At 60.9% G+C, this 17,323-nt stretch carries 14 protein-coding genes and 1 riboswitch; of the genes, 10 read left to right on the forward strand and 4 right to left on the reverse strand.

The genetic code is table 11. The annotated features are described in order from the left end of the window. Positions 1 to 95: 95 nt before the first annotated feature. Positions 96 to 920: an enoyl-CoA hydratase gene (locus FHX03_RS27165; RefSeq protein ID WP_183856329.1), complete on the forward strand. Its 825-nt coding sequence runs from the start codon at positions 96 to 98 to the stop codon at positions 918 to 920. Here FHX03_RS27165 and FHX03_RS27170 read toward each other — a convergent pair whose 3' ends face one another. Both FHX03_RS27170 and FHX03_RS27175 read right to left on the reverse strand, forming a co-directional pair. Next, positions 921 to 1,757: an EamA family transporter gene (locus FHX03_RS27170; RefSeq protein WP_183856331.1), complete on the reverse strand. Its 837-nt coding sequence runs from the start codon at positions 1,755 to 1,757 to the stop codon at positions 921 to 923. A gap of 475 nt (positions 1,758 to 2,232) precedes the next feature. Next, complete coding sequence (locus FHX03_RS27175; protein ID WP_183856333.1) at positions 2,233 to 2,556, reverse strand: hypothetical protein; 324 nt, start codon at positions 2,554 to 2,556, stop codon at positions 2,233 to 2,235. A gap of 118 nt (positions 2,557 to 2,674) precedes the next feature. Between FHX03_RS27175 and FHX03_RS27180 the strand changes: the two genes are divergently transcribed. From FHX03_RS27180 to FHX03_RS27195, 4 genes are all read left to right on the forward strand, one after another. Continuing rightward, complete coding sequence (locus FHX03_RS27180) at positions 2,675 to 3,103, forward strand: CoA-binding protein (RefSeq protein ID WP_097627175.1); 429 nt, start codon at positions 2,675 to 2,677, stop codon at positions 3,101 to 3,103. A 143-nt stretch (positions 3,104 to 3,246) separates the two neighbouring features. Continuing rightward, a complete protein-coding gene (locus FHX03_RS27185) occupies positions 3,247 to 4,530 on the forward strand; it encodes an O-acetylhomoserine aminocarboxypropyltransferase (protein WP_097627177.1) in 1,284 nt (427 codons plus the stop codon). A 23-nt stretch (positions 4,531 to 4,553) separates the two neighbouring features. Further along, the gene (locus FHX03_RS27190; protein WP_183856381.1) at positions 4,554 to 4,898 is read left to right on the forward strand and encodes a cupin domain-containing protein; all 345 of its coding nucleotides are present in this window, start codon (positions 4,554 to 4,556) and stop codon (positions 4,896 to 4,898) included. A gap of 234 nt (positions 4,899 to 5,132) precedes the next feature. Continuing rightward, on the forward strand, positions 5,133 to 7,262 hold the full coding sequence (locus FHX03_RS27195; protein ID WP_097627180.1) for a bifunctional diguanylate cyclase/phosphodiesterase: 2,130 nt from the start codon (positions 5,133 to 5,135) through the stop codon (positions 7,260 to 7,262). 198 nt (positions 7,263 to 7,460) lie between these two features. Here the strand turns inward: FHX03_RS27195 and FHX03_RS27200 are convergent, their stop codons facing one another. Both FHX03_RS27200 and FHX03_RS27205 read right to left on the reverse strand, forming a co-directional pair. After that, positions 7,461 to 8,705, reverse strand: coding sequence for a cytochrome P450 (locus tag FHX03_RS27200; protein WP_183856335.1), 1,245 nt, complete (start codon positions 8,703 to 8,705; stop codon positions 7,461 to 7,463). 128 nt (positions 8,706 to 8,833) lie between these two features. Beyond that, entirely contained in the window at positions 8,834 to 10,087 is a 1,254-nt protein-coding gene (locus tag FHX03_RS27205) for a GGDEF domain-containing protein (protein WP_097627184.1), read from the reverse strand. A gap of 416 nt (positions 10,088 to 10,503) precedes the next feature. On the opposite strand from FHX03_RS27205, the gene clpP reads away from it, so the two are divergent. The 5 genes from clpP to FHX03_RS27230 all read left to right on the forward strand — a co-directional run bounded on the left by clpP (position 10,504) and on the right by FHX03_RS27230 (position 17,311). Beyond that, positions 10,504 to 11,133 carry an ATP-dependent Clp endopeptidase proteolytic subunit ClpP gene (gene clpP / locus FHX03_RS27210; RefSeq protein WP_003573944.1) on the forward strand — a complete coding sequence of 210 codons (630 nt, stop codon included), beginning with the start codon at positions 10,504 to 10,506 and terminating at the stop codon, positions 11,131 to 11,133. A gap of 301 nt (positions 11,134 to 11,434) precedes the next feature. Next, complete coding sequence (gene clpX, locus FHX03_RS27215) at positions 11,435 to 12,712, forward strand: ATP-dependent Clp protease ATP-binding subunit ClpX (protein WP_003573940.1); 1,278 nt, start codon at positions 11,435 to 11,437, stop codon at positions 12,710 to 12,712. A 421-nt stretch (positions 12,713 to 13,133) separates the two neighbouring features. After that, positions 13,134 to 15,551: an endopeptidase La gene (gene lon, locus FHX03_RS27220; RefSeq protein ID WP_097627185.1), complete on the forward strand. Its 2,418-nt coding sequence runs from the start codon at positions 13,134 to 13,136 to the stop codon at positions 15,549 to 15,551. Positions 15,552 to 15,757: 206 nt separating this feature from the next. Beyond that, a complete protein-coding gene (gene hupB / locus FHX03_RS27225; protein WP_003573937.1) occupies positions 15,758 to 16,033 on the forward strand; it encodes a DNA-binding protein HupB in 276 nt (91 codons plus the stop codon). 120 nt (positions 16,034 to 16,153) lie between these two features. After that, positions 16,154 to 16,306, forward strand: a riboswitch (FMN riboswitch). A 93-nt stretch (positions 16,307 to 16,399) separates the two neighbouring features. Beyond that, positions 16,400 to 17,311: a DMT family transporter gene (locus FHX03_RS27230; RefSeq protein WP_183856337.1), complete on the forward strand. Its 912-nt coding sequence runs from the start codon at positions 16,400 to 16,402 to the stop codon at positions 17,309 to 17,311. Positions 17,312 to 17,323 lie beyond the last annotated feature (12 nt).

Raw genomic sequence — 17,323 nt, forward strand, 5'->3', positions numbered from 1 at the left:
GCTTCGGCCTCAGAGGAAAGCGCTGATCCTGCTCGAAATTGCCGGCGCCTTGTGGCAATACGTCCGTCTGGAAATCGAGCGCAGGGAGCAGCATCATGGCCGAAATCGTATCCTTCCCGGACGCAGGCAGGGCGGAGGGATTACTGCTCCGCTCGTTGCGCGACGGCGTGCTGCGTCTCGTGCTCAACAACCCGCCGGCCAATGCGCTGTCGATCGCGCTTCTCGAAGCGCTGATGGCCGAACTCGACAAGGCCGGATCGGACGCGAGCGTGCGCGTCCTCGTCATCGCCTCGACCGGCAATGTCTTTTCCGCCGGCCACGATCTCAAGGAACTCACCGCCCATCGTGCCGATGAAGATCAGGGAGCCGGTTTCTTCGATGGGGCCTTCCGGCTCTGCGCCGATCTGATGCTGAAAATCGCGAATCTGCCGAGGCCGGTTATCGCCGAGGTCGACGGGCTGGCGACGGCGGCCGGCTGCCAGCTCGTTGCCTCCTGCGATCTGGCGATCTGCACGGATACGTCGACATTCTGCACGCCGGGCGTCAATATCGGCCTGTTCTGTTCGACGCCGATGGTCGCTGTTACCCGTGCCGCGCATCGCAAGCAGGCGATGGAGATGCTGTTGACCGGCGAGACGATCGACGCCTCCACAGCCAAGGATTTCGGTCTCGTCAACCGCATCGTGCCGAAGCAGTATCTGGCGCAGGTCGTTGCCAAATATGCCGGCGTGATCGCCAGCAAGTCGCCTCTGACCCTGAAGATCGGCAAGGAAGCTTTCTACCGGCAGCTCGAACTGCCGGTTGAGGCAGCCTATGATTATGCCGCCAAAGTGATGGTCGACAATATGCTGACGCAGGATGCCGAGGAGGGGATCGGCGCGTTCCTCGGCAAGCGCGCCCCGGAATGGACCGGCGAGTGATCACGCCAGTTTCAGAACCAGTCCGCCGATGGCGATGACGACGCCGGCGACGTAGCGCCAGACACTGGCTTTTTCCTTGAAGACAGTAATCGAGATCACCAGCGCAAAGAGGATTGCGGTTTCGCGCAGGGCGGCAACGGTTGCGACCGGGGCTTTCGTCATAGCCCAGAGGGCCAGCCCGTAAGACGCGATCGAGCCGGCGCCGCCGATCAGGCCGCGCCACCAGTTGCAACGGACGTGACGCGCCACGGCGATGGTGCCGCGTTGCGAAACCGCCCAGGAAAACAGCAGCACCGGCGGCAGCAGCGACATCCACAATGTGTAGGAGACCGCATTGCCGGAAAGCCGCGCGCCGATGCCGTCGACATAGGTGTAGCTGGCGATGACGCAGGCATTGGCAAGCGAGAGCATGACGGCGCGGCTGCTGCCGCGCCGAGCCTCAAGAGCAAGCGTCAGCACACCGGCGCAGATCGTCATTGTGCCGGCCAGGGCGCCGCCGGAAAGATTTTCCTTCAGGATGAAACCGCTTGTCGCGGCGATCAGCAGCGGTGCGCAGCCGCGCATCAACGGATAGACGAGACCGATATCGCCGGCCCGGTAGGCGGCGGCGACCAGCTGGAAATAGGCGAATTGCAGGATGGCCGAAGCGCCGATGAACGGCCAGGCAGAGGCTTGCGGCAGCGGCAGGAATGCCAGGAACGGTAGAGCCGAAACCGCGCCGCCGGCCGAGATCAATGCCGCATCGAGGGATTTATCGCTTCCTGCCTTGACGATGGCGTTCCATGTCGCATGCAGCAATGCGCCGAAGAGAACGAGCAGGATGACGTCGAGCGGCAAGGGAGTAAATCCGGAAAAGATGAGAGACGCTGGAAACGCCTCGCCTTGGACGTTTCAAATTCCTGAAAAGACAACTGGGATTTGCACGAAAATACACGGCAGCGGTCGCGGACGTGTTGATGTGTCGAATAGCATTCTTTCGGCACGGGCACAATTGCGGCGCTTCGAGGCAATTTTTACGTGCGCGCGACATGCGTTCAATCCAGGCGATCCTTTCAACTATGAGATGTTTCTAATGGATACGGGAACGGAGCCCGATAGTATCGGGAACAAAAGAAGAAACCATTTGCGGGAACCCGGTAACCGACTATTCTATGATGCTGAAATATAGATATTATTCTATAACTTTGACATACTGGGATTTTAAAGCTTCTGATTGTGTAACTTTCGAAATATCGCAGCGCGGGATTGAATGCGCGCCTTTCGCAAACGCGAAAGACGCATAGTTCCTGCGGCGGTCAGGACGGCGAAACCATCAAAGTTGATAATGCGGAACGAACAGCATCCCGTCAAGGTTGTCGATGTTCTGGCAGTTCAGGACGGGACAGCGCGGATCGTCTTTCGAGGGGATATGCGTCCATTCCGCATAGTTAGTGGCATCGCAATAATTGCTGTTGCGGACATAGCGATCGTAAAGCGGCAGTCCGCGGGGAGACTGGTAACGGAAGATGACCGCACCCTGATTGTGAATGGCGGCGCGCACGCTGGCACAGCTCATGGCAAGCGGATTGTAGCGCGAGATCGCCAGCGCCGGCGATGCGGCGAGCACGAAAATGAGGGCAAGAGCGATTTTTTTCATCGAATCATCCTCAGGAGTATCCTGTTCATATATACGGGAAAGGCGTGCAGCCGGTTTCACGGAAATGCAAAAAAACCTGCGGGCCATGCCAATCGGCTTTGCAAGTGGAGAAGCGGACATGAACCACGACAGCTATACGGATGATTATCTCACCGGAATCCTGCATTCGGTAAAGACCATCGCGCTGACCGGCGCTTCGCCCAATCCGGCCCGGCCGAGCAACGGCGTCATGGGTTATCTGCTGTCGCGCGGCTACGAAGTCATCCCCGTCAATCCGGGGCAGGCGGGCAAACAGATCCAAGGTCGCACCGTCTATGCCCGGCTCGCCGACATTCCCGTGCCGATCGACATGGTCGACGTTTTCCGCGCCGCCGAATATCTGGATGGGGTGGTCGAGGAGGCCTTAGCGCTGAGGCCGCTGCCGCAGATCATCTGGGCCCAGCTCGGCGTGCGTGACGACGCGGCCGCGGCAAAGGCGGAAGCGGCCGGAATCAAGGTGGTGATGAACCGCTGCCCGGCGATCGAATATCCCCGTCTCATCGCCTGACCTCGTTGCCTGCTCTCGTTGCTTGAGTCGCTGTCGGCTGAGACGGATTTTCCACCGAACGCCCATGGGTTGAAACGGATCGCGATTAACTTTCGTTAGCGACAGGCTATGATGCTGCCCGTCAGCAACAACTGGAGGACGACATGGCCAAGAACGATCCGGGATTCAACACGTTGGCGATCCATGCCGGCGCCCAGCCCGACCCGGCGACCGGCGCGCGGGTCACGCCGATCTATCAGACGACCGCCTTTGTCTTCGATGATTCCGATCATGCCGCCGCCCTCTTCGGCCTGCAGGCCTTCGGCAACATCTACACCCGCATCATGAACCCGACGCAGGCCGTGCTCGAGGAGCGCGTCGCAGCGCTCGAAGGCGGCACGGCAGCCCTTGCCGTCGCCTCCGGCCATGCGGCGCAGATGATCGTCTTCCACACCATCATGCGCCCCGGCGAGAATTTCATCGCCGCCAACAGGCTCTATGGCGGCTCGATCAACCAGTTCGGCCACGCCTTCGAGAATTTCGGCTGGCAGGTGCGCTGGGCCGATCCCGCCGACCCGGCAAGCTTCGAAAGCCAGATCGATGACAAGACGCGCGGCATCTTCATCGAAAGCCTGGCCAATCCCGGCGGCACCTTCGTCGATATCGCCGCCATCGCCGATGTCGCCCATCGCAACGGCCTGCCGCTGATCGTCGACAATACGATGGCAACCCCTTATCTGATCCGCCCGATCGAGCACGGTGCCGATATCGTCGTGCATTCGCTGACGAAATTTCTCGGCGGTCACGGCAATTCCATGGGCGGCCTCATCGTCGACGGCGGCACTTTCGACTGGTCGAAATCCGGCAACTACCCGATGCTGTCGAGCCCGCGGCCGGAATATAACGGCATGGTCCTGCACGCGACCTTCGGCAATTTCGCCTTTGCGATCGCTGCCCGCGTGCTCGGCCTGCGCGATCTTGGCCCGGCAATCTCGCCCTTCAATGCCTTCCTGATCCTGACCGGCATCGAGACGCTGCCGCTGCGCATGCAGCGCCACAGCGACAATGCGATCGCCGTCGCAAAGTGGCTGAAGGCGCACAGCAAGATCGCCTGGGTCAATTATGCCGGCCTCGACGACGACCCGAACCACGTCCTGCAGCAACGCTATTCGCCGAAAGGCGCCGGTTCCGTCTTCACCTTCGGCGTCGAGGGCGGCTACGAGGCAGGCAAGACGCTGGTCGAGGGGCTGCAGCTCTTCTCCCATCTTGCCAATATCGGCGACACCCGCTCGCTGGTCATCCATCCGGCCTCGACGACGCACCGGCAGTTGAGCGACGAGCAGAAGATCGCCGCCGGCGCCGGGCCCGACGTGGTGCGCCTTTCCGTCGGCATCGAGGACGTCAAGGACATCATCGCCGATCTCGAACAGGCGCTCTCGAAAATCTGACATCGGAGAGGTCCGTGACGACCATGGCAAATTTCGTTCACTTCCGCATTGACGGCGTCGAACCGGAGTTCGGCGCCCCGGAGCCCGGCCGGATCATCTCCGGCGATCCGCAATTCCGCAGCTGGAACCTGGAGGAAGCCGCAGGCGGGCTCTATTCCGGCATCTGGGAGGCGACGCCGGGCAAATGGCGGATCGTCTATGAGGAATGGGAATATTTCAGCCTGCTGTCCGGCCATTCGATCGTGACCGAGGATGGCGGCGAGCCGATTCATCTGAAGATCGGCGACCGGATGATCTTAAGACCCGGCTTCAAAGGGACGTGGGAAGTCGTTGAAACGACTCGCAAGGATTATGTGATCAAGGTCTAAGCAGCGCCGGTAAATCGCCGCCGTTGACGGCGGGCCTGTCCCGATTTGCGGCGAGGGCGGCCCGTTTTTCCTCAAATGCGTGCGCCTCTTTGCCGGATAGAGAGCTTTTAACCAATCCCATTAATCCGCCCTACATTGTCAAAATGCTATATCTTGTCTGCAGCGCATAGCGGACATGATGTCTCCTGCCGTCCCCCAGACATGGCCTTGCAATTAACATTTTGCGGAATTTGCATGTCGTCGACTCTTGCAGGTAGGCACGTTCGCACCCAAACGTCTTCCATCATCGCGACGACGGTCTGTTTCCTTGTCGTCGCCCTCATCCTGACCGGCTTGATGGCGCATGTCGTCGTCACGATGACCCGGTCGGCGAATGAGATCGATGATGCCAGGGCCACGCGCGCCGCCCGTGCGGCAATCGGAGCCTTTGTGGCGCGCCTGAGCGGGACGACGACTGACAATGCCATTTGGGACGATGCCTATAGTGCAGCCTCGTCTCCGACCGCGGCCGCTTGGGCCTATGAAAATTGGGGAAAGACCAGCGAGGATTACGCGCTGTATGACGGTGCGGTCGTCATCGGCCCCGACCGCTCTTCGATCGTCTCCGCCTATGCCAAAGGCAAGCCCTTCGAGCCGAGCGCCTTTTTCGGCGAAGGCTTTTATCGGCAGATCAGAGTAGCTGCCGATCCCGCGCGGGCGCCGGTGGTCAATTTCATCAAGACCGAAAGCGGCATCGCCCTGCTCGCATCGCAGGCGATCCAGCCATACGAGGCCGCCACCGAGCTTCCGAAGCTCAGCACACTGACCTTTTACAAGGAATTTTCGCCCGAGGTTCTCGACGCACTCTCGAACGAACATGAACTGGAGGGCTTACACCTTGAGACGAAGCCCAGGCCGGAATTTCTGAACACGCCGATCACCGACATGAAGGGGGCCGTCATCGGCTATCTCGTCTGGCCGAGCAAGGCGCCGGGAAGCACCGTGTTTCAGCAGGTGACGCCCTATGTCGCGGCCGCCGTCGCCATCCTTGCGCTGTTCCTGATCGGCGTGCTGATGGTCGGCGCGTCCGAGGCGCGGCGCCTGCGCCAATTGGCGCAAGCAGCGCTTTTCGAAGCGAGCCATGACAGCCTGAGCGGCCTGTTGAACAGACATGGTCTTCTCAACCTGTTGGAAGAGTTCGAGAGTTCGGGCTCTTCGCCGCCACGGCTTTATCTGGTCGACCTCGATGGTTTCAAGGCCGTCAACGATGCCTGGGGGCACGCGGTCGGCGATGATTTGATCCGGCTGGTCTCGAACGCGCTGACGGCCTGCCACCCCGAAGTCGTTGCCGCGGCGCGGCTGGGAGGCGATGAATTTGCGCTGGTGCATGTTGGGTCCGCCACCTGCGAAGATATGGAGAAGACCATTCTGGCGCTGTTTGCCGAGCCCTTCAAAATCGACGGCCGGACGATCGAAGTCGGCGCAAGCATCGGAGCTGCCGCAGGCGACGCAGACATCGAGCCCTTGGAGCTTCTCCGCAGAGCGGACATGGCCCTCTATCGCGCCAAGGCCAATGGCCGAGGCCAAGCGATCGAATACGACCCCGAGCTGGACGAGGAGCGCCAGCGGGTCGCCGAACTGGAAGGCCTTTTGAAAGGCGCCATCGGCAGTGGTGCGATCGAGGCCGTTTTTCAGCCTCTCGTCTCTGCGACGACAGGCGCTGTCACCGGTTTGGAAGCGCTGGCGCGCTGGCGAACGTCGACAGGAAACATCAGCCCGGAGATTTTCATTCCTCTCGCCGAGCGGTGCGGCCTCATCGATGCGCTGGGCGTTCACATGCTGAGAACATCGATCGAGCATGCCAGGAGCTGGCCCGATCTGGCATTGTCTGTGAACGTCTCGCCAATCCAGCTCTGCAATCCGGAATTTGCCGCCGAAGTGATTTCGGTCCTGCAGGAGCTCGACTTCGATCCAAAGCGCCTGACCTTGGAGATTACCGAAGGCGTCCTGATGACGAATCCGGATCAGGCTCGGCGGTCGATAGACCAGCTCAAGCGCGTCGGCATAAAATTCGCGCTTGATGACTTTGGCTGCGGTTATGCCAGCATTGGCGCATTGCGGCAGTTCGGGTTCGATCGCATGAAGATCGACCGCTCGCTTGTGTCCGCTCTCGATGAAGGCGCCAATGGCGCCGATGTTCTTCGGGCGACCATTTCGCTTGCCACCGCCCTGCAAATTCCCGTGACCGCTGAAGGCATCGAGAACAGCCGCCAGGCTGCGATCTTGCGAGAGGCCGGCTGCGATCAGCTTCAGGGGTATCTGATCGGCAGACCGATGTCGGCACGCGACATATCCAGCAAGCTGGAAGAACAGTCGGCCGCCTGACGCCGTGGATTTCGTGGCATATGCTCCGATCAGGCGTACCAACCAGCAGGCTTTCCGCATCGATCGCCACATTTTCAGGCATGGCCGCCGCCGGGTCATGCGGCGGCTGTCTCGATAAGTTTTGTCAATCCGCGTTTTCAATCAAAAGGCTGAGGCTGCGGTATCACCGGCCGCTACGGCTGATCTGTCAGGGGTGGATCACCACTGCAGATCCAGCCGGCCAAGCCCGTGGAAATGATAGACATCCTTGACCACAGGCGTCTTCGCCAGCTTCAGACCGGAAAGCCGCTCGAAGAGGATCGGCAGCACGATGTTGAGTTCCAGCCGCGCCAGCGGCGCGCCGATGCAGAAATGGATGCCGGCGCCGAAGGAGAGGTTCGCCGCCTCGTTGCGGTCGGGCCGGAAGGCGAGGGGATCGGTGAATTTCGCCGGATCGAGATTGGCGGCGGCGAGGACGAGGCTGACCTTGTCGCCGCGCTGGAAGGAGACGCCGTCGATTTCGGCGGGCTCCAGCGCCCAGCGCTGGAAGATGTGGACCGGCGCGCAGATGCGCAGGGTTTCCTCGACGGTGCGCTCGGTCGTCGCCTCGTCACGGAAGAGCGCAGCCGGATCTGAGCCGCTTTCGAGGATGGTGCGCACGGAATTGCCGATCTGGTGCACGGTCGCCTCGTGCCCGGCATTGAGCAGCACGATCGTCGTCGAGATCAGCTCTTCCTCGGTGAGATACTGTCCCTTGTGCTCGGTATGGATCATGTGGGTCAGCAGGTCGTCGCGCGGCTCGGCGCGGCGCTCGGCGATCACTGTTCTGACGTAGTCGGAAAATTCCTTCGCCGCCCGTTCGGCCTCATCCTCCTGCTCGCGCGTGCGGCCGAACATGTACATGCGGACATAGGCGTGCGACCAGGCAAGCAGCTGCGGCCCCATCTCCTCTGGAATGCCGATCATCCGGGCGATCATCGTCACCGGAATGATGTCGGCAAAGGCCGAGAGCAGCTCGACCTCGCGCTTGTCGGCGAATCCGTCGATCAGCCGGTTGGCAAGCTCGGCAAGCTCCGGCTTCATCTTCTCGACATGGCGGGAGACGAAGGCGCGGTTGACCAGCGTGCGCAGCCGCGTGTGCTCCGGCGGTTCGAGTTCGAGCAGGGAATAGCGTTCCGAGAGATCGAAACTGGCAAGGTGCGGCATCGGCTCGGCAAGGCCGAGCTCCTCGCGGCTGGCGATATGCAGGATCTGCCGACCGAAGCGGCGGTCGCGCAGCAGACCGTTCACGTGCTCGTAACCCGTGAAGAACCATTGCTTCTGCTCGGTCCAGTAGAAGGTCGGACAATGGGCGTGAAGTGCGGCATAGACGGCATTCGGATCGCCATAGAAGGCCGGATTGCGGGCGTCCAGCGAGACGTGGCGGTTGGATGAATCGATCGAGAGAAAGGGCGGTATCGTCATGACGCGAAGGCTTAGCGGATTTGCCGGGCCTCGGAAAGATGGCGGGGCGAGGGCAAGCCGTCCTGTAACGACGCGCCGATCGCATTAAGATCCGTGTCTAACCGTGGGGATTGACTCCGGTTTTCCGGTCAGCCGGCCCGCGACAGCGTGCCCATGCGCCGCAGCGCCTCGACCTGGTCGTCGACCGTCGGCACGAGTTCGCCGGCGGTGGTGCTCGGCGTTGCCGGGGCCGGGGCTGCGGCCTCGGCTTTGCCGAAGGTGACCGTGCAGTTGCGGCCAGCGCCCTTTGCGGCATAGAGCGCCCGGTCGGCGGCCGAGATCAGCTTGTCGATATTGGCTTCGAGCGAGGAGGCGAGCGCGATGCCGATGCTGACGGTGACCGGAACGATAGCTTCGCCGGTGCTGACGGGCAGGCGGCAAAATTCGGTTCGGATCGCTTCGGCGATCGCCTCAGCTTCGGTCTGGTCGGTGACCGCGGCGAAGGCTGCGAATTCTTCGCCGCCCATGCGGCCGAAGATGCTGTTTGGAATATACTGGCGGGCCATGCGGGCGAAAGCCGTCAGCACGGCATCGCCGGACTGGTGGCCGAAACGGTCGTTGACGCGCTTGAAATGATCGAGATCGAAGAGCATCACCGCGACCTGGTGTTGCTCGTCATGGGCTTTTTCCTGGATGGCGTCGAAATAGCCGAGCAGGCCGCGGCGGTTGAGCACACCCGTCAGCGAATCAGTGAGCGTGAGGGCGCGCAGGTGCCGCTCGGAGCGCTCCATGATCAGCCGGCAAGTGAAGGCGAAGGCGATGGTGAGCAGGAAGGCGCTTGCCATGGCGGAGGCGCCGCCGAGATTGGTTGCCTCGATATCGCTTGGCAGCGTCAGCGCCATCGTCAGCGCTGAGCCGAAGCACAGGCAGCCCTGGATGACGAAGACGCCCATCAGCTTGACGCGGGTGCGCTCGCGGCGCATGTCGCCGGCGGAAACCGCCAGGGCAAGCGCCGTCGCCCCTGTCGCCGAAGCGAGGTTGTAGAGCACCACCCGGTTTGAATAGTCGCTGTTGACCCAGGGCAGGAAGACGCCAGCGAGCCAGATCGCCGGCGGCAGCAGCGCCCACCATTCGATCTTCTTGCGGTCGAGCGCCAGAAAACCCGCCACCCAGGCGCTCTGGCCGAGCAGCGCGATGGCATTGCCGATCTCAATCGACAGCAGGCTGGGGACCTGGTCGCGCAGCGCGATCATCGCAAAACCGATGCCGGTCAGCAGGAAGCCGAGGCCCCAATAGAGATAGGCCTCGTTCCGGACATTGTGGCGCCAGGCGACGAACAGCACCAAAGCGAGCGTCATGGCCTCCGAACACCAGATGGCGAGACCTGTAGCGATATTGAACACGGCAGCAACCCCTTGCCCGTCTGTCTTATCGGGTGGCCTTGTCTGTCGGCCCCGATCTGTTGGCTTGCATCCTTGCCGAGGAAGCTCGCCACTTCCTTAATGCTGCTGCGCTGCGGTATGGTTTTGGGCGGATATCTCCCGGTAAGCTTTCCGCCGGGTAAATGTGTGTGAGCACTCTCGAATGGAGTAAGCATTCCTTCATCCTGTCATGGAGAAAAGCCGGGGAAGGCGGTGCCATGGGCTCGCCGTTAACAGGCGCTTGTTGGAAAGAGGCTACAGCCAGGGCCACCTTGCCCGCCTTCTTAACGTTATCCGCATGCGTGTCTTGAAGAGAAGGGCACGGACACTCTATGTAGGGATAAGACATTTTCTTTGATTCCCGGCGCCGGCCGGCGAGACGTTGACAAAGGACGCACATGAGAAACCCAGTCGATACCGCAATGGCCCTCGTGCCGATGGTCGTGGAACAGACCAACCGCGGTGAACGCTCCTACGACATCTATTCCCGTCTGTTGAAGGAGCGCATCATCTTCCTGACCGGTGCCGTCGAAGACCATATGGCAACGCTCGTGTGCGCCCAGCTTCTCTTCCTCGAGGCCGAAAACCCGAAGAAAGAAATCGCCCTCTACATCAATTCGCCGGGCGGCGTCGTCACCGCCGGCATGGCGATCTACGACACGATGCAGTTCATCAAGCCGGCGGTTTCGACGCTCTGCATCGGCCAGGCCGCATCCATGGGCTCGCTTCTGCTGGCCGCCGGCCACAAGGATATGCGCTTCGCCACGCCGAATTCCCGCATCATGGTGCATCAGCCGTCGGGCGGCTTCCAGGGCCAGGCCTCGGACATCGAACGCCACGCCCGCGACATCCTGAAGATGAAGCGCCGCCTGAACGAGGTCTATGTCAAGCACACCGGCCGCACCTACGAGGAAGTTGAAAAGACCCTCGATCGTGACCATTTCATGGATGCGGACGAAGCCCAGGGCTGGGGCGTGATCGACAAGGTTCTGACGTCGCGCCTCGAAATGGAAGGCGAACAGGCCTAGTAATTAATTGGGATGGTGTTTTCGTCGCCACAGTTCTATCTCATTTGTGATCGAACAAGGCTTTCAACTGGCGACGAAGACGCTAATAGTAGCTATTAATGCTATGTTGAAATTTTATGACATAGCATCGGCATTCGAAGGGGAATTCGTTGCCACCGGAACCCGGACATGATCGATTGGGCCCGGTTCGTAGCCCCTGAAGCCCTTCTCGGCAAAGGCTCCGGTGACGGAGTGCCGCCAGGAGCTGATTGAGTGGACCGCGATTTCGCCTTGAAATGCGGCGTGCTGGAAGGAAAGTGATATGAGCAAGGTCAGCGGCAGCAACGGCGGCGACTCCAAGAACACACTCTATTGTTCGTTCTGCGGAAAGAGCCAGCACGAAGTCCGGAAACTGATTGCCGGGCCGACCGTCTTCATCTGCGATGAATGCGTCGAATTGTGCATGGACATCATCCGCGAGGAGAACAAGTCCTCGATGGTCAAGTCCCGCGACGGCGTTCCGACGCCCCAGGACATCATCAAGGTCCTCGACGAATACGTCATCGGCCAGCGGCAGGCGAAGAAGATCTTGTCGGTCGCCGTTCACAACCATTACAAGCGCCTGGCGCACGCTTCCAAGAACGGCGAAGTCGAGCTGGCGAAGTCGAACATCATGCTGGTCGGCCCGACCGGCTGCGGCAAGACCTATCTCGCCCAGACGCTCGCCCGCATCATCGACGTTCCGTTCACCATGGCCGATGCGACGACGCTGACCGAAGCCGGTTACGTCGGCGAAGACGTCGAAAACATCATCCTCAAGCTTCTGCAGTCGGCCGACTACAATGTCGAGCGCGCCCAGCGCGGCATCGTCTATATCGACGAAGTCGACAAGATTTCGCGCAAGTCCGACAATCCGTCGATCACCCGCGACGTCTCGGGCGAGGGCGTGCAGCAGGCGCTGTTGAAGATCATGGAAGGCACGGTCGCTTCCGTTCCGCCGCAGGGCGGCCGCAAGCATCCGCAGCAGGAATTCCTCCAGGTCGACACGACCAACATCCTGTTCATCTGCGGCGGCGCCTTCGCCGGTCTCGACAAGATCATCTCCGCACGTGGCGAGAAGACATCGATCGGCTTCGGCGCCACCGTCAAGGCCCAAGACGACCGCCGCGTCGGCGAAGTCCTGCGCGAACTGGAGCCGGAAGACCTGGTCAAGTTCGGCCTCATCCCCGAATTCATCGGCCGTCTGCCGGTTCTGGCGACGCTGGAGGATCTCGATGAGGATGCGCTGATCCAGATCTTGTCGGAGCCGAAGAACGCGCTGATCAAGCAGTATCAGCGCCTGTTCGAGATGGAAGACGTGGAACTGACCTTCCACGAGGATGCCCTGCGCGAAATCGCCCGCAAGGCGATCGTCCGCAAGACCGGCGCCCGGGGCCTTCGCTCGATCATGGAGAAGATCCTGCTCGACACGATGTTCGAATTGCCGACGCTGGAAGGTGTGCGCGAAGTCGTCATCTCCGAGGAAGTGGTGCGCGGTTCGGCCCGCCCGCTTTACATCTATGCCGATCGTCAGGAAGAAAAGGCCAACGCTTCGGCGTAACCTTTGCGCTTTCGCACGATTATTTTGGGGGCTTGCCATCGGCGGGCCCCTTTCTATTTGAAAAACCATCCGAGGCACTGTTAGTATTCTGCCGGTGGGAACCGGAATTGACTTTGCCGATGTTGGGAAGGGGCCGATGTTGTGCAAGGAAGAGTGCTTGGCAATGATGCCGTGATTCCGTAAGCCTATTGTCGGTGCTTGTATTTTAGTCGGTTGGAAGTGGTAAGCGCCGGTCCAGCCACGCGCTTCATAGTGTTGGTGTTCCGTTGTAATAAAGCTGTCACATCCGGGGAACGCGGGCGTTAGCGTGGCTTGAAAAGCGTAGTCAGAACCTCCACTTGTAGCAACAAGTGAGAGTGCCGGCCGGTCCCAAGCGGCCGTGCAGAGAGCCCGGTAACGGGACGATGGAAAGGACTTAAAAATGACGAAGAAAACGTCTGTAGCGAGCAGCACTGCCTACCCTGTTCTGCCTTTGCGCGACATCGTGGTTTTCCCGCATATGATCGTGCCGCTGTTCGTCGGACGGGAAAAGTCGATCCGTGCGCTCGAAGAGGTCATGGGTTCCGACAAGCAGATCATGCTGGTGACGCAAATCAACGCCAGTGACGACGATCCGGATCCCTCCGCGATCCACAAGGTCGGCACCGTGGCGAACGTATTGCAGCTCTTGAAGCTGCCCGATGGCACGGTCAAGGTTCTGGTCGAAGGCCGCGCCCGCGCCGAGATCGACACCTATACCAGCCGCGAAGATTTCTATGAGGCGCTCGGCCATGTGCTTGAGGAGCCGCACGACGATCCGGTCGAGCTGGAAGCCTTGTCGCGTTCGGTCGTCTCCGAATTCGAAAGCTATGTGAAGCTCAACAAGAAGATTTCGCCTGAGGTGGTAGGTGCCGCCAGCCAGATCGACGACTATTCCAAGCTCGCCGATACGGTCGCTTCGCATCTGTCGATCAAGATCACCGAGAAGCAGGAGATGCTGGAAACCACCAGCGTCAAGGCCCGCCTCGAAAAGGCCCTCGGCTTCATGGAAGGCGAGATTTCGGTCCTGCAGGTCGAAAAGCGCATCCGCTCGCGCGTCAAGCGCCAGATGGAAAAGACCCAGCGCGAATACTACCTGAACGAACAGATGAAGGCGATCCAGAAGGAACTCGGCGACGGCGAAGAAGGCCGCGACGAGATGAGCGAACTGGAAGAGCGCATCGCCAAGACCAAGCTCTCCAAGGAGGCCCGTGAAAAGGCTGACGCGGAGCTGAAGAAGCTGCGCCAGATGAGCCCGATGTCGGCTGAAGCCACCGTCGTGCGCAATTATCTGGACTGGCTGCTCGGCATCCCCTGGGGCAAGAAGTCGAAGATCAAGGCCGATCTCAACAATGCCGAGAAGATCCTCGAAGCCGATCACTTCGGTCTCGACAAGGTCAAGGAGCGCATCGTCGAATATCTGGCCGTGCAGGCTCGCGCCACCAAGATCAAGGGCCCGATCCTGTGCCTCGTCGGCCCTCCCGGTGTCGGCAAGACCTCGCTCGCCCAGTCGATCGCCAAGGCGACCGGCCGTGAGTATGTCCGCATGGCGCTCGGCGGCGTTCGTGACGAAGCCGAAATCCGCGGCCACCGCCGCACCTATATCGGCTCGATGCCCGGCAAGGTCATCCAGTCGATGAAGAAGGCGAAGAAGTCGAACCCGCTGTTCCTGCTCGACGAAATCGACAAGCTCGGCCAGGACTATCGCGGTGATCCGTCTTCGGCCCTGCTCGAGGTGCTCGATCCGGCGCAGAACTCGACCTTCATGGATCATTACCTGGAAGTCGAATACGACCTGTCGGACGTGATGTTCATCACGACGGCGAATACGCTGAACATCCCGGCGCCGCTGATGGACCGCATGGAGATCATCCGTATCGCCGGCTACACCGAAGATGAAAAGCGCGAGATCGCCAAGCGGCATCTGCTGCCGAAGGCCATCAAGGAACATGCGTTGCAGCCGGAAGAATTCTCGGTCAGCGACGACGCTCTGATGGCGATCAGCCAGCAGTACACCCGTGAAGCCGGTGTGCGCAGCTTCGAACGTGAACTGATGAAACTCGCCCGCAAGGCGGTCACCGAGATCATCAAGGGCAAGACGAAGTCCGTGCATGTGACGGCCGCCAACATCTCCGACTATCTGGGTGTTCCGCGCTTCCGCCATGGCGAAGCCGAGGGCGAGGATCAGGTCGGCGTTGTCACCGGCCTTGCCTGGACGGAAGTCGGCGGCGAACTGCTGACTATCGAAGGCGTGATGATGCCGGGCAAGGGCCGCATGACGGTCACCGGCAATCTGAAGGAAGTCATGAAGGAATCGATCTCGGCGGCGGCCTCCTACGTCCGCTCGCGCGCTGTCGATTTCGGCATCGAGCCGCCGCGCTTCGACAAGAGCGACATCCACGTGCACGTGCCGGAAGGCGCGACGCCGAAGGATGGCCCCTCGGCCGGCGTCGCTATGGCGACCGCCATCGTCTCGATCATGACCGGTATCCCGGTGAACAGACACGTGGCCATGACCGGTGAAATCACCCTTCGCGGCCGTGTGCTGCCGATCGGCGGTCTCAAGGAAAAGCTGCTCGCAGCGCTTCGTGGCGGCATCAAGAAGGTGCTGATTCCGGAAGAAAACGCCAAGGACCTGGCGGAGATTCCGGACAACGTGAAGAACAGCATGGAGATCATCCCGGTGTCCCGCATGGGCGAGGTGATCAAGCATGCGCTGGTCCGGCGGCCGGAGCCGATCGAATGGGACGGCACGGTGGAAACGCCTGTCATCACCTCGGTCGAAGGCCTCGACGAGACGGGCGCGACCATAGCGCATTGAGTGGCCTCGGCCACATTTATGCCCCATTGGCTGAAAAGACGGAAAAAGGCTGGCGAAAACGCCAGCCTTTTTTGTGAAAACGTCATGTAGACGCTTGCTTTTCCTTGATTTGCAGGGCTTTTGGGTTCCCGGCGGGCCTGATGAAACCTATTCTGCGCCTAGCTTACTTTTGAGTCGTTTCGTACCATTTAGAAAGGGGTGGAAACATGAACAAGAATGAACTCGTGTCCGCAGTCGCCGAAAAGGCAGGACTGACGAAGTCTGACGCGGCTTCCGCTGTTGACGCGGTTTTTGACGTTGTCCAGGGTGAACTCAAGAACAAGGGCGACATCCGCCTCGCAGGGTTCGGCAGCTTCACCGTTTCTCATCGTGCCGCATCGAAGGGCCGCAACCCGTCGACGGGCGCTGAAGTCGACATTCCGGCTCGCAACGTGCCGAAGTTCACGCCCGGCAAGGGCCTGAAGGACGCCGTCAACGGCTGATCTGAGATTATCCGCCAGCCGTAAACGAGACCGGCTGTGCAGGATTTAGGAGGGGTTCGGCTTTGCCGGACCCCTTTTGCTTTCGCCGCTTGCCGCATGCGGCCCTTTGTTCTACGACAGAGCTGTTCTCAGGGCGGGGTGAAACTCCCCACCGGCGGTAAGGGTCTCGGCCCGAGCCCGCGAGCGCTTTCCCAAGCTGTCGCTTGGGAAGGGTCAGCAGATCCGGTGCGATTCCGGAGCCGACGGTCAAAGTCCGGATGGAAGAGAATGAGCATGGCCGCGTGCGGGGCAGGGGACTGCCAGCGTCAGCGTGCCGTCGCTCGTTGCGTCCTGATTTATGTTGGTCCCTGGTTTCGGATGAAAGACATGAATCAGAATTCCCTTGCAGTCTCGCAGTCGCGCGCCTTTGCCGGCGCAGCTTTCATGGTGCTTGGAGGCGTAGTCTTCTCGCTCCTCAACGTCGTCACCCAGTGGCTGACGATGAAGCTCGCCTTTCCCTCGGCTTCCGCGGCCTTCTGGCAATATGCCTTCGCGTTTCTGTTCTCCTTGCCCTTCCTGCGCAAATCAGGCCTTTCGGCAATGCGCACCGATTATCCCTGGCGGCATATTGTGCGCGTCATCTTTGCCGCGCTCGGCGTCGAGGCCTGGATTTCCGGCCTAGCGTCGGTGCCGATCTGGCAGGCGATCGCCCTCGTCATGACCTCGCCTTTCTTCATCATTCTCGGCGCCCGCCTGTTCCTCGGCGAACGTGTCGGTCCTGTCCGGTGGGCGGCGACCGGTGTCGGCTTTGCCGGCGCGATGATCATCCTGCAGCCATGGTCCGACAGCTTCACCTGGGCAGCCCTGCTGCCGGTGCTCTCGGCGCTGCTCTGGGGCGCCTCGTCGCTGATCACCAAGAGCCTGACCGGCATCGAAAAGCCCGAGACGATTACCGTCTGGCTGCTGGTGCTGCTGACGCCGATCAATGGCGGCCTGGCGCTCGCGGCGGGCTTTGCCGTGCCGACGGGCACCGCGCTTGCTCTCTTCCTGCTGGCCGGCCTGCTGACGGTCGTGGCGCAATACCTGCTGACCCTTGCCTATGCCAGCGCCGACGCCGCCTACGTCCAGCCCTTCGACGATCTGAAGCTGCCGTTGAATGTGCTGGCCGGCTGGCTGTTCTTCGGTTATGCGCCGGCCGGTTATCTTTGGCTCGGAGCTGCTCTCATCCTTGCCGCCTCGCTTTTCATCATGCGCGACGAGATGCGCCGGGAAAAGGGCGGCCCGACGCAAACCGCGTGAAATGGCGGGGGG

This window comes from Rhizobium sp. BK456, assembly GCF_014194045.1.
GTDB lineage: Bacteria > Pseudomonadota > Alphaproteobacteria > Rhizobiales > Rhizobiaceae > Rhizobium > Rhizobium redzepovicii.